This is a genomic window from Nonomuraea sp. NPDC050680 (assembly GCF_040654555.1).
GTDB lineage: Bacteria > Actinomycetota > Actinomycetes > Streptosporangiales > Streptosporangiaceae > Nonomuraea.
This window is the reverse complement of record NZ_JBFAIF010000004.1, coordinates 30,370-42,464: the sequence shown is the minus strand read 5'-3', so window position 1 is coordinate 42,464 and position 12,095 is coordinate 30,370. Positions and strand designations below refer to the sequence as shown.

General features: G+C 72.0%; 11 protein-coding genes. 1 reads left to right on the top strand and 10 read right to left on the bottom strand.

The features are described from left to right. Positions 1 to 55: 55 nt before the first annotated feature. The 3 genes from AB0H88_RS15875 to AB0H88_RS15865 all read right to left on the bottom strand — a co-directional run bounded on the left by AB0H88_RS15875 (position 56) and on the right by AB0H88_RS15865 (position 4,809). Positions 56 to 3,853, bottom strand: a complete 3,798-nt coding sequence (locus tag AB0H88_RS15875) for a S8 family serine peptidase (RefSeq protein ID WP_357644885.1) — start codon at positions 3,851 to 3,853, stop codon at positions 56 to 58. Positions 3,854 to 3,978: 125 nt separating this feature from the next. Continuing rightward, positions 3,979 to 4,173 carry a hypothetical protein gene (locus AB0H88_RS15870; RefSeq protein ID WP_357644883.1) on the bottom strand — a complete coding sequence of 65 codons (195 nt, stop codon included), beginning with the start codon at positions 4,171 to 4,173 and terminating at the stop codon, positions 3,979 to 3,981. 237 nt (positions 4,174 to 4,410) lie between these two features. Beyond that, positions 4,411 to 4,809 carry an NAD(P)H-binding protein gene (locus AB0H88_RS15865; protein ID WP_357644881.1) on the bottom strand — a complete coding sequence of 133 codons (399 nt, stop codon included), beginning with the start codon at positions 4,807 to 4,809 and terminating at the stop codon, positions 4,411 to 4,413. A 138-nt stretch (positions 4,810 to 4,947) separates the two neighbouring features. On the opposite strand from AB0H88_RS15865, the gene AB0H88_RS15860 reads away from it, so the two are divergent. Beyond that, positions 4,948 to 5,784, top strand: coding sequence for a pentapeptide repeat-containing protein (locus tag AB0H88_RS15860; protein WP_357644880.1), 837 nt, complete (start codon positions 4,948 to 4,950; stop codon positions 5,782 to 5,784). Here AB0H88_RS15860 and AB0H88_RS15855 read toward each other — a convergent pair. The 7 genes from AB0H88_RS15855 to AB0H88_RS15825 all read right to left on the bottom strand — a co-directional run bounded on the left by AB0H88_RS15855 (position 5,720) and on the right by AB0H88_RS15825 (position 12,090). After that, positions 5,720 to 9,136, bottom strand: a complete 3,417-nt coding sequence (locus AB0H88_RS15855) for a hypothetical protein (RefSeq protein WP_357644878.1) — start codon at positions 9,134 to 9,136, stop codon at positions 5,720 to 5,722. The two genes, AB0H88_RS15860 and AB0H88_RS15855, sit on opposite strands and share 65 nt — an antisense overlap. Positions 9,137 to 9,230: 94 nt before the next feature. Then, a complete protein-coding gene (locus AB0H88_RS15850) occupies positions 9,231 to 9,590 on the bottom strand; it encodes a GatB/YqeY domain-containing protein (protein ID WP_357644876.1) in 360 nt (119 codons plus the stop codon). 40 nt (positions 9,591 to 9,630) lie between these two features. After that, entirely contained in the window at positions 9,631 to 9,990 is a 360-nt protein-coding gene (locus tag AB0H88_RS15845) for a VOC family protein (protein ID WP_357644874.1), read from the bottom strand. Between the two features lie 97 nt (positions 9,991 to 10,087). Then, complete coding sequence (locus AB0H88_RS15840) at positions 10,088 to 10,936, bottom strand: helix-turn-helix domain-containing protein (protein ID WP_357644872.1); 849 nt, start codon at positions 10,934 to 10,936, stop codon at positions 10,088 to 10,090. Between the two features lie 27 nt (positions 10,937 to 10,963). Beyond that, entirely contained in the window at positions 10,964 to 11,404 is a 441-nt protein-coding gene (locus AB0H88_RS15835) for a nuclear transport factor 2 family protein (protein WP_357644870.1), read from the bottom strand. A 30-nt stretch (positions 11,405 to 11,434) separates the two neighbouring features. Then, entirely contained in the window at positions 11,435 to 11,830 is a 396-nt protein-coding gene (locus AB0H88_RS15830; protein WP_357644868.1) for an SDR family NAD(P)-dependent oxidoreductase, read from the bottom strand. Further along, entirely contained in the window at positions 11,749 to 12,090 is a 342-nt protein-coding gene (locus tag AB0H88_RS15825; RefSeq protein ID WP_357644866.1) for an SDR family NAD(P)-dependent oxidoreductase, read from the bottom strand. Before AB0H88_RS15825 ends, AB0H88_RS15830 begins: the two co-directional genes overlap by 82 nt. Between the last annotated feature and the right edge of the window lie 5 nt (positions 12,091 to 12,095).

Here is a 12,095-nt window from a genome sequence, read left to right as displayed (position 1 = left end):
CGCCGGGCGGATGGGACCGGAGGGGGATGGCCCATCCACCCGGCGGGTCAGTGTGTCACCGTGCCGCGTAAGCGCGGATGACCTCCTGGGAGAAGGTGTTGCCTTCGACGTCGGCGGCCTTGAGCCGCAGCGAGACGAAGCCCCCGGGGCGCCGGTCCAGCGTGGCCTCGTAGGAGTCCGTGCCGCCCTTCGCGCGCAGGCGGGTCGGCCGCCACGTGACGCCGTCGTCGTAGGACACCTCCAGGGACACCTCCAGGGACACCTCCTTCAGCGCGCTCCGCGCCGCCCCCTCCTGACGATGGAGGGACACGCCGAGCTTGGCCGAACGGGCCTGGTTCTTCAGGTCGACGGGCGCGTCGATCCCGGCCAGGATCAGCGGGATCACTGTGGCGACCCCCGCGTCCACATGCTCCGAACTGAACGTCCACACCGACCGGGACCGCGTCGACAGCTTCGCCCAGGTGGCTTCGTTGCGCACGTCGTACTCGATCCGATATGTGGACTTCTCCACCGGCAGGAGCACGCTGCCCGAAGGCAGGTAGTTGGTCTGCTGGAGCAGTGAGTCGCCCTGGTAGAGGCGGAAATCGGTTTTCATGCCGTGCTCGAACGTGCTGGTGTAGGTGTCGCCGTAGTTGCCGCTCGCGTCGACGAAGCCCTGCATGGAGATGCGCAGCTTGTCGCCCTCCCTGCGCAGCGGGTTGCGCGGGTTGACGCCCGGCAGCAGCGGCTGCTTGAACCAGGTGTGCTCCACCCGCTCCCCCGCCTCGTAGCTGCGGAACTCCGGCGACGACAGAGCGACGCGCGGAGTGTCCACGTGCGGCCACATCGTGTTGTAGTGCCGCTCGGGACTGCCCGCCGAGGCGCTCCAGCGCAGGTCGGGGTCGGGAGTGAAGTACTGGACCTGGGTACGCGGCGTCTTGGCCAGCGGCCGGTTCGTGGAGATCGACGAGGTGTCCCACGGCTCGAACACGAACCGTGCCTCGTTCACCGTCACGTCGTCCGCGAGCTGACTGTGATAGCCCGACTCGATCCTGGCCAGCGACCGGTCGCGCACCACGTACCGCAGCGAGTCCGGCACCCGGCCCTTCTCGCGCAGGTACAGGTCGTACGCATAAGGGCTGGCCACGATCCCCTTGGCCAGGACGGGCACGGGCAGCCGCCGCAGCCGCTCGACCAGCCTCAGGCCCTCCTCCCGCGTCAGCCGGACGGTCGGGACCGTGAGCTTGACGCCGGTGCCGCCCGAGGTGATGTCGGCCCCCGGGTGGTCGCTGTAGATCGCCACCATTCTGGCTCCCGCGGCCGCGGCCGCGTTGGACTGGGCCGCGACGGGCACGCCGTCGGTACGGCGGATGACCGCCAGCTTGCCGCGCAGGTCGCGGGCCTTGATCTCCTCGGCGGTGCCACGTCCGGCGTCGACCGCCGGGAGCAGCGCGGTGCCATCCAGTTTCGGGTATTCGGTGGCGTAGTCGCTGAAGGAGACCGGGTCGTAGTACTGGGGGTTCAGGTCGAGGCCCGGACTCGTCAGGGTGATTGCAGGTGCCTCCAGCCGCCAGCGGGTGGCGACGGTGAAGGTGCCCTTGGTGACCTTCCTGGTCGGCTGGATGAACAGCCGTTCCTCGACCTGCCCGCCGGGCGAGATGTTGGTGCCGCCGCGCAGCGCCGTCCCCTTCTCGCCGGCGCGGTACCAGGCGAGCTGCGCCGCGGCGCCCATGTTCCGCTTGGTCTTGTGGTCGGGGGTGCGGATCTCGACCTCGACGGCCTTGCGGGCGTCGAGCACGACCTCGGTGTCCCCGGTGATCTTCATCTCGGGGTCGCCGACGAGGCTCTCGTTCAGCGGCTTGCCCGTCGCCGTGCTGTCCTGGGTGGCGGGCATGGTGAAGATGTGGCCGAGCACGGAGTAGGTGCCGGGCTTGACCAGCAGGCAGGTGCCGGTGCCGGACTTCTGCTCGGTGCACGGCTGGGCCGGGTCGCCGGGCAGGACGCGCCCGACCAGCGTGCCCTCGTCCAGGTTCAGCACCGTGAACCCGCCGCGCGCGTTGCGGCCGTCCCTGGCCACCCCGCGCACCCGCAGCTCGACGCGCCGCTGCTCGACGCTCGCGGTCAGCAGGGTCCGTACGGTGGCGCCGCCGGGAACGCTCGCCGACAGCTCCTCCCGCAGCCGGCCGGACGGCGCGCCCTTGAGGGTCACCTTCACCTGGGCCTGCCCGGCGGCGGGCACGGTCACCTCGCCGGGTTCGGCGGTGAACGGGCCGCCGGCCTTCAGCTCCAGCTCGACGGGCTCCTTGCCGAGGTTGCGGTACGTCATCGTGACGCTCTTGTCGGCGCCTTCCACGAGGCCGCCGAAGTTCACCGAACCAGCCGAGGCGACGACGGCGCCCTTCAGCGCCGCGCCGACGTCGATCCGGCCGGTGCCACGCGTGTCGGCGGGTGTGCCCGGCATGGGTTTGGCGCTCTCCATCAGCAAGGACTTCAGCTCGGGCCCGGTGATGCCGGGCCGGGCCTGCCGTAGCAGCGCCGCGGCGCCCGCGACGTGCGGGCTGGCCATCGAGGTGCCCGACATCGTGACGTAGCCGCCGCCCGCCTTGGCGGCGGTGATCTCCACGCCCGGCGCGGTGACGTCGGGCTTGACCGAGCCGTCCACGGCGATCGGGCCCCGGCTGGAGAAGGCGGCCAGTTGGTCGGCGCGGTCGACCGCGCCGACGGTCAGCGCGTCGGCGGAGTCGCCGGGGGCTCCGACGCAGCCGTCGCAGCCGTCGTTGCCCGCCGCCACCACGAACAACGTGCCGTACTGCTGGGACAGCCGCGACACGGCCGAGGAGAGCGGCCCGCCCGCGACGCGGCTGCCCAGGCTCATGTTGACGACCTGTGCGTGCTTCTCCCCCGCCGCCCACTCCATGCCGTCGATGATCCAGGAGAGCTGGCCCTTGCCGTCGCCGCCCAGAACCCGGCCGTTCAGCAGCCCGACCCCGGGCGCCACGCCCTTGCGGCGGCCGTCCGAGGCGGCGCCGGAGCCCGCGATGGTGCTCGCCACGTGGGTGCCGTGGCCGTTGGGGTCGCCGGTCACGCTCTCGCCGGTGAAGTCGCGCTGGTCGGTCACCTTCCCGGCCAGGTCGGCATGGGTGGCGTCGATGCCGGTGTCGAGCACGGCCACGGTCGTGCCCGTGCCGTCGAAGCCGGCCGCCCACGCCTCGGGCGCGCCGATCTGGGGCACGCTGTTCTCCAGCACCGGCTCCACCTTGCGGTCGAGCCAGATCTTCGACACCCCGGCCAAGGGGCTCGCCGCGCGGGCTGCGGTTCCGGCGGCGAGCCCGGCCAGCGCGGCGCCGAAACGGGCCGCGTCGTGGGTGGCGATCGACACCCCGGCGCCGCCGATGCTCTCCAGCGTGCGGAGCTGCTTGACGGCCGGGATGGCGGACTTGGTGGTGTTGCCGTCATAGGTGAGGATGAGCGGGATCGCGGCGTCGTACCCGTCCTCGGCCAGCTCCGAGACGTCGAACAGCGCCGCGTCGAGACGCTGCGGGACCAGGGCGGCGACGTCGTCGGGGATGACGCTCAGCTGTCCGTCCGCCTCCAGCACCTGGAAGTTCGGTACGGAGCCGTCCGCGCGCGGGGCCGGGGTGATGGTCACCGCCTGGTGCCCGCCGTCGACGGCGCGTAGGTGCACCTGGTCGCCGGTGATGAGCGTGATCTCCCCGCCGGCCGTACCCACCGCGAGCCCGCCGGCCCTACCCAGCGCGAGCCCGGAGTCCGCCACCTCGGCGCCGGCCCGGGAACCGGGCACCGACAGCGCGGAGACGGCCAGCACCGCCGCGACGGTGGCCACCGCCCTTCGCCCACGCAGCCCACGCAGCATTGACGACCTCCAGCGAATCGGTAAGTGAAGCTACCGAATTCCTAGTGGTCATGATCTGGCGTTGTCCATGCGAAAGGTGTGGCCAGATCCCGACTTGTCGTGAACTCGCCAGCCCTAAGGAGCGCTCACCCCCCGAACTCGGCGGCATGATCGGCAACCCACTCGGCGAAGGTCCGCGCCGGACGGCCGAGCACGCGCTCCACCTCCCCAGTGACCCGTGCGGGCTGCCTGACTCCCCTGGCGTACATGGCCATCAGCGTCTCGACGAACGCCTGCGGGAAGTTGCGACGGATGGTAATCGTGAGGTAATTTTCTGTCACGGCCGGGTGCCTGACTGGCGCTCGGTCCCCGCCCTCGTTGGTGTCCGCATCAACGGGACAGTGTCCGGCGGGGCGGTGGCCCAAGAGGCGCACTTCCTCCAGGAGTGCGGAGTCAGGCCCTGACAACGCGGTTCTCAGTCACGGTCCACCCGGCTCCCGGGCGGACGCGGCTTCGGCTTCCACCGGATCGCTTCCCGGCCTCGGGCGGCATGCGACGAGGCTACGCCGATGTCCGTTTTACTTAGGTAAACACAGAGAACCGAAGACGCTCACCCACTCCAGACCGCTGTCGACGGAGGCCTGCTCGGCCTCCTTGTTCCTGTCGCCTCTGGAGTGGGACGGCTGCTCCGCCAGGTCGTCGTCGACGTTGCTCGCCGACAGCGCGACCACCCGCCGCACCCCGTGCCGCCGGGCCAGATCCAGCAGTTCGACGGCGCCGCGGGCCACGGCGCGCGGGTGGAGGAACAGCGCGCTGACACCGTCGAAGACGCCCGGTCGCGCCACGGCCTCCACCCCGTCGGGCAACCCGGCGGTCTGCGGCGAACGGCTGACGGCGCGGACCCTGGCGCCCTCCGCGACGAGCAGCTCGATCAGAGGGCGTGCGACGAGGCCGGTGGCTCCGGTTACTAAGATCATGAGATGTCCCATCGATGTCGAGCGGTTTCCGAGCTAAGAGCGGTGCCGGGCCCCGGAGTGTGACGCGCTCCCGGATTCTCGGCTGCGGAGCTGGGGTAATGTTCGGAGACTCGGTGCCCCAGAAGGAGACCTCTGCTCTTGTCCGAATCCCTGAAGGCCGACTGCGAGAGCTGCTTCGGGCTGTGCTGCGTGGCGCTGCCCTTCGCCGCCTCGGCCGACTTCGCGATCGACAAGGACGCCGGACGGCCGTGCCCCAATCTGGAGGCGGACTTCCGCTGCGGCATCCACCGCGACCTCAGGGAGCGCGGCTTTCCGGGCTGCACGGTCTATGACTGCTTCGGCGCGGGGCAGAAGGTCTCCCAGGTCACCTTCGCCGGGCAGGACTGGCGGCGGGCTCCGGAGACGGCGACGCGGATGTTCGCGGTGTTCCCGGTGGTGCGCCAGCTCCACGAGTTGCTGTGGTACCTCACCGAGGCGCTGACCTTCGACCCGGCCCGCGAGCTCCACGACGATCTCCGCGCCGCGCTCGACGAGACCGGGCGGCTCAGCCGTGCCGACGCCGACGCCCTCCTGCTCGTTGACGTGCCCGCGCACCGGCAGAGCGTCAACACCCTGCTGCTGCGTACGAGCGAGCTGGTCCGGGGCGAGACCCCGCGCCGGAAGAACCGCAGGGGCGCCGACCTCATCGGCGCCAAGCTCAAGGGCGCCGACCTCCGAGGCGCCGACCTGCGCGGGGCCTACCTCATCGGCGCCGACCTCCGAGGCGCCGACCTGCGGCTGGCCGACCTGATCGGCGCCGACCTCCGAGGCGCCGAGCTCGCCGGGGCCGACCTCACGGGCAGCATCTTCCTCACCCAGCCGCAGCTCAACGCGGCCAGAGGCGACAGCGCCACCACGCTGCCGTCCGCACTCACGCGCCCGGCCCACTGGTCGGCCCCGGACCGGCCACGACGGGGTGCCCGGCCGCGCCGATGAGGCGCCCTGGCGACGCGCGTGGCGCTGATACCGGAGCACGTGAGGAGCTGAAGGCGCAGGGCGGCAGGGGGTTCATGTTCGGTACGAGCCGCGCCCACTCCTGCGGCTGGGGCACGGAGGCGATGTCGCAGGCATGACGCAGCGACGCCCCTTCGTCCAGATCCCACCAGCGCACCGTGCCGAGCGCTCCGGTGACGGCCAGGCGGCCATGGCCGGCGGCGAAGCCCAGCGCCCGGATGGAGCCCTGGCGGGTGGACAGGGCGAACAGCTCGCGATGCCCCTGGACCTGCCAGAGCCGCACCGTGCCGTCCTCGGAGCCGATCGCCAGCATGGTGCCGTCCGCGCTGTAGGCGAGCGCCGTGATCGGCGCGGTGGCGACCATGAGGAGCCGCCGCGAGGCGGGATCGCCGAGCCGCCGCACATAGACGGCCCGGTCCTCGCCGGTCGTCAGCGTCTCCACGCCCGGGTCGAACGCGAGTGTGCCCACCGTCCCGCTCGCCGTCCACTTGTCCACTCTGCTGGCTTGACCCGCGGTGATGTGCCACACCAGGATCTCGTTGCCATAGCCGCCGGCCACGAGGTCGCCTTCGGGGTCGACGGCGACACCGTGCTGGTCTCCGGCTCCGGAGTCGAGCCGGTAGAGCTCGGTACGGCGCCGGAGACTCCAGACCCTAATCCGTCCCCTGTCACCGCCGGCCACCAGCAGGTCTCCGTCCTTCCCGCCCCTGGCCAGAGCGCGGACGCGTGAGTACGGCAGGGACAGCTGCTCGCACTGCCCGGTCGCGGCGGCGGGTCCGCCGGAGCGTACGACGCCGTCGACGCCACCCGTCACCAGCCCCCAGGGTCCCCATGCCGCCGCGACCGTCTCCGGCTCGGGACAGCCGCGGATCTCCCAGCCCGCGGTGTCCCAGATGGCCCCGGTCGTGTCGGCGGCGGCGCTGACCAGCAGCGTTCCGCTGCGGGGGAAGGCGACCGCGTGCACGGCGCCGCTGTGGCCGCTCAGCTCGGCCAGCCGGCGGCCGGCCGCCACGTCCCACAGCAGGATCCGCTGGTCCTCACCCGCCGTGGCGAGCAGCTGGCCGTCGCCGCGGAAGTCGAGATCCCACACAGCGCCGCGATGCCCGGTGAGCACGCCCGACGGGTGCCAGTCGGAGGTACGCCAGAGTCGTACGGAACCGTCGTCACCGGCGGCGGCCAGCCGCGTGCCGTCCGGGCTGAAGGCGACGTCGTGCAACGCGTGCGCGCCCGTTTGGAGGGCAGGCGGCCCGCTCCCGCCGTCGGTGCGCCAGAGCCGCAGCTTCCCGTCGTGGCCGGCGGCGGCCAGCAGCGTGCCATCGGGGCTGAACGCGGCACCTTCGATCGCATCGGACCCCCACGGTGGAGCCGGCAGCGCCCGCAGGTCGCTCGCCCGCCACAGCACGACACCGGTCCCGGCCACGGCCAGGATCGAGCCCTTCTGATCGAAGGAGAGGCCGCCCATCGCCGTGCCGCCCGGCAGCTCGCGCGTCGCCAGCCTCTTGCCGGTCCCGGCGTCCCACATCCGCAGCCGCTTGTCGTCTCCCGCCCCGGCGACCAGGCGCCCGTCCGGGCTGACGGCGATGGCGGTGAGGCGGGCGGAGAGGTCTTCCAGCGTATGGGTCACGGTCCGGCGGCGGGCGTCCCACAGCAGGGCGCGGCCACCATGGTCGACGGTGGCGAGCGTCGAGCCGTCGGCGCTGAAGGACGCTCCCCACAGCGCCGCCCCGTGCCCGGCCAGGCGGCCGGCGAACCCTTCTGCCTGCGTGCTCATCAGCGCGCCGAGCGACTGCGGAGTACGGTCCTGTTCGACGGCCGCCGCGGCGAGCAGCGCCGACACCTCCGGCCGGTGGCCGGCCAGCCGGGCCGCCTCGACGGACAGCCGCCCGGCCAGGGAGCTGCGTTCCTGCCGGTGCGCCTCCGCCGCCTGCCTGACCGCCACCACCGTGCCGACCGCGGTCAGCGCCAGCGTGATGCCGAGGCAGCGGACCAGGCGACGTAGCCGGCGGTTACGCCTCAGCGTCTCCACCTGCTCGGCCTCGCGGCATTGCCGGCTGGCGGCCAGGAAGTCGCACTCGGCGGGGGTGAGGGCGACGGCGAGTGCCGCGTCGGCCCATTCGCGCAGCATGGTCAGCTGGGGACCGCGCATCAGCAGGCCGTCGTCGCGGCCCGCACGTTCCCACGCCTCGGCGGCGTCGGCGAGCTGCCGCCTGATCCGCAGCCCCGCCCGGTCGGCGTCGATCCAGCCTTTCAGCCGGGGCCAGGCATCGAACAGGACCTCGTGGCTGATCTCCACCCATGCGGTGTTGGCCGTCAGCAACCGGGCCCGGATGAACGCCTCCAGGACGGTCTCGTCCCCGTCGTCGGTCAGTGCCTGGCGGGCGATCCGGCGGCGGGTGTCGGCCGTCCCGTCGCCGACCTGGATCAGGCGCAGCAGCATGTGCCGGGCCACCTGCTGCTGCGCCGGGTCGAGCTCCGCGTACGCCTGCTCCGCCGTGACCTCGATCGCCCCCCGGATGCCGCCGGTACGCTCGTATCCCGCGACGGTGAGCAGGCTGCCGGTCCGCTTCTGCCAGGTCGCCCGCAGGGCATGGGACAGCAGGGGCAGCGCCCCGGCGTCGCAGGCGCCGCTGGTCCGGGCGCCCACGTCGCGCAGCAGCAGCTCGACCAGGCCGGCTTCGATGTCCAGCTGCGCCACGGCGGCCGGCTCGCTGATCGCCTGCCGCAACTGCCCGGCCGCCATCGGCCCGAGCGGCAGGCAACGCGCCCGCAGCGCCGCCAGCAGCGGCGGGTGGGCCACGCACTGGCCGTAGAAATCGGCGCGTACGCCCAGGACCACCGCGAGGCCGGCCGCCGCCCGATGGCACAGCTCGGCGATGAACGCCTGCCGGGCGGCCTCGTCCCCGCAGAGCGTGAACAGCTCCTCGAACTGGTCGACGATCACCAGCGTGCGCGAGTCGACGCCGCCCAGCTCGCGCATCGGCTGGGCGGTCGGCGTCAGGTAGGCCACGCTCGGCCGGCCGGGCCGGCGGCCGGGGAGCGCGCCCCGCAGCACGGCCGGGGCCAGACCGGCGCGCAGCAGCGAGGACTTGCCCACTCCCGACGGGCCGATCACGATCGCCGGATGGCCTGCCGTGTCGGGGTCGGCGAGCAGGGCCACCAGATCGGCCACGGCCCGCTCGCGGCCGAAGAACAAGCGCGCGTCCCCGGTGCGGAAGGACGTCAGCCCCGGATAGGGGCAGCCGGCCGCGGGCCGGGACCGCGAACGGCCCGTCTCGACCCGCCGCCGCGGCTCGGCTCCGAACTCGGCCTCACGAGAATCCGCTGCGTTCGCCACACGGGAAATCTACCGTCACCCAACGTGATGAGAGAGGGACTCTTCGTATATCAGGCAGTGCTGGTGGCCATCATGGCCGAGGAATGCGTAGGTGTCATGGCTTCAGGTGCCGGCTCAGTACCTCGGCCTCCGCGCGGAGCCGCTCGGCGAGGTCGTCGCGGCCCAGCCGCTCGTACTCCCGCGCGGCGTCCGAGCGCTCCCGTACTTCCTTCTCGACGATCGACAGCAGATCGGCCTCGGTGAGGAGGCGACGTTCCACGTCGGCGGCGCCCAGGCCGGCGGCCGATCCGGCGAAGTGTTCGTTCTGGGTGACTTCGTGCTTCGGGGCGCCGGGCGACGGGGGGTCGACTGGGACGGCTTCGGCGTTCTCGATCGCCGCCAGGGCGGAGCGGAGCGCGGTGATCGCGATGCGGTCGCGGGCCTTGAGAGCGGTTTTCAGGTTACTTCTGGGCACGAATGCCCTGACCTCCGGCGCCCACCGATCCCCGGTCGGCTCAGCGAAGCTCGCCGGTGATGATCCACAGGTGGCCGAATGGGTCACGGATGCGGCCCGAGCGCTTGCCATAGGGTCGGTTCTCGATCGGCACGATCACCTCGGCGCCGTGGGCGATCATGCGTTCGCCGACCGCGTCCGGGTCGCCGACCTCGATCTCGAGGAGTACCGCGGAGCCGCCGAGATCACGTGGTGAGTGCCAGCCCCATGATGAGACGGCCGGCGAGACTCGGAAGGACGAATCACCGATGCGGTGGTCGACGACGGCGGGTCGTCCATCGTCGCTCAGTGGAGCGCGGAACACTTGCTCGGCGCCGAGGGCGTCCTGGTAGAACGCCGACGCACGGTCCGGGTCGGGCACGATGAGGCGAGGGGAAATGCGGATATCTGGCGTCATTTACCCATGGTGAGGTCGGGCGGTGGTGGGGGTCTTGAAGATATGGGCACGAAATGGGTCGTCACCTGAACGCACGCTCCTCGCCCGATGGCCGGTCGCGGGCCGGCGAACCCCGTACGGCCAGGCCTTCGGCGCGTAGCCACTCGGTGGGCGTACATCCGGCCATGGCCCGCCACTCCCGGGTGAGGTGCGCCTGATCGGCGAATCCCGACGCGGCGGCCACCGCCGCCAGAGCGGCCCCTCCCCCACGGGCGGCGGCCACGAGCCGGCCACGGGCGGCCTCGAAGCGGACGAGCCGTTGGTACTCCTTCGGCGTCACCCCGAACTCGGCGCGCATCGTACTGCTCAGGTGCCGCCGGGAGCGCCCGAGCAGCTGGGCGGCCTCCTGCACCCGGGTGGTTCCGGACAGCACCGCGAGCGTGGCCCGCAACTCGCGGCTGTTGGCGTGTTCGCCGTGCCGGGCCAGGCCGGTGAGCAGCGAGCGTTCGACGAGGGCGCGGCGTTGCGGCCAGGACCGGCAGGCCGCCAAGCGCTCTGGCAGGTCCGCCATCGCCGGGACGACGTCAGCGAGATCAGCGATGTCCCCAGCCAGTGCCGACGAGGGAAGCCCCAGCAGCGCGCGGGCACCCAGTGGGCTGAGCGTCAACCACACACCGCGCGTGCACCCCTCTTGCCGCAGCTCGGCCGCGCTCAGATGGAGCCCGGCCACCACGGCCCGGAGCCGTCTGCGCGAGCCGGGCCGCCCGATCCAGGCGATCTCCAGCGGGTTCTCCTCGGGGATCGTGATCGACACCGTGGATGAGGGAAGCCCGCGATGAACGCCGCCCGAGCCAGGCCCAAGATCGTACGTAGCCAGGGTCGCCACGAACGGCGCCAGAGCGGTGGAGATCTGATCGGCAGGCACGGTCACCTTGTCACAGTACGGCGGCCGAGGCGGTCAGCCCGGACAAGCTTCACGTGGGCCGTCACTGCTACCGAGACCCCCGAGGGGCGCTCGCCGCGCGATGATCTTGCGGTGGCTGATCCGCCAGCCCCGATCGCCGTACGAGATGACGTCGTCGTAGGTCGCGCTTCCGCAGGTGCCGCCCGCCATGATGGCGATCCCCTTGGACCGGGCGCGGACCCTGCCGTCGGCGAGTTCGGTGAGCACGACGTTGGTCACGTGATGGCCCACGGGGTTTCGCGCGCCCAGGGTGAGCGCGGCGTCCCGGATCGCCGCCACTCCCTCCAGCGATCCGCCGCCGTAGTCGGTGGCGTCGTAGACGACGTCGGGGGTGAACAGCTCGTCCAGCCGATCGAGCTCGCCGTCGTCGAACAGGTGCCCGTGCAGGGAGATCAACTCTGTGATGGCCGCGCGATCGTCGGCGTTCAGTGTCATGCCGGCCAGACTAAATGGGGAACTCCCCACTTAGCAATCGACGCCTCTCCACTGATTCCGATGAATTGCGGATGAAACATGGCTTGTGCGGGATCCGCCGACCAGCGGGACGCGGTCCGCTTCGGTGCTCCGGGGGGAGTCCGCGCCGCGTGCGACGGCCTGCTGGCCACGAAGTTCGGCGATCATGGCGGCGCGCACCGCCGCGAGCATCGGCTGGTAGTCCGTGATGGGCTCGTCGACCAGCTCGTCGGCGAACCCGCCGTAGGCCCGGGTACGGAATGCGCCGGGCTCCACCGCCAGTACCTTGATCCCGAACGGTGCTACCTCCTGACGCAGGACCTCCGTCAGCCCCTCGATCGCGAACTTGGCGGCGGCATAGAAGCCGAGCCGGGCACTCCGACCAGGCCGGCGACCGAGCCGTACCATCCGCGGCCAGCGTTGTTGACCAGGACGTCGATGCCGCCGAAGCGGCTCTCGGCCTCGGCCACGCTCTGCCGGACCTGCCGGGTGTCGGTGACGTCGACCGGCAGAACGAGCGCCCGTTCCGGATGGCAGGCGGCCCAGTCGCGCAGTTCCGCCGGCCGGCGCGTGGTCAGCACGACGCGGTCGCCACTCTCCAGCGCGGCGTTCGCGTACGCCATGCCGAAACCACCAGGGGTGCCGCCAGTGATGTACCAGGTCTTCATCGGAT

What these genes read in the sequence shown, in the direction of transcription:
- AB0H88_RS15830 (WP_357644868.1), bottom strand. Translation starts at nt 11,830, where the DNA reads ATGGTACGGCTCGGTCGCCGGCCTGGTCGGAGTGCCCGGCTCGGCTTC.
- AB0H88_RS15865 (WP_357644881.1), bottom strand. Translation starts at nt 4,809, where the DNA reads ATGATCTTAGTAACCGGAGCCACCGGCCTCGTCGCACGCCCTCTGATC.
- AB0H88_RS15875 (WP_357644885.1), bottom strand. Translation starts at nt 3,853, where the DNA reads ATGCTGCGTGGGCTGCGTGGGCGAAGGGCGGTGGCCACCGTCGCGGCG.
- AB0H88_RS15825 (WP_357644866.1), bottom strand. Translation starts at nt 12,090, where the DNA reads ATGAAGACCTGGTACATCACTGGCGGCACCCCTGGTGGTTTCGGCATG.
- AB0H88_RS15835 (WP_357644870.1), bottom strand. Translation starts at nt 11,404, where the DNA reads ATGACACTGAACGCCGACGATCGCGCGGCCATCACAGAGTTGATCTCC.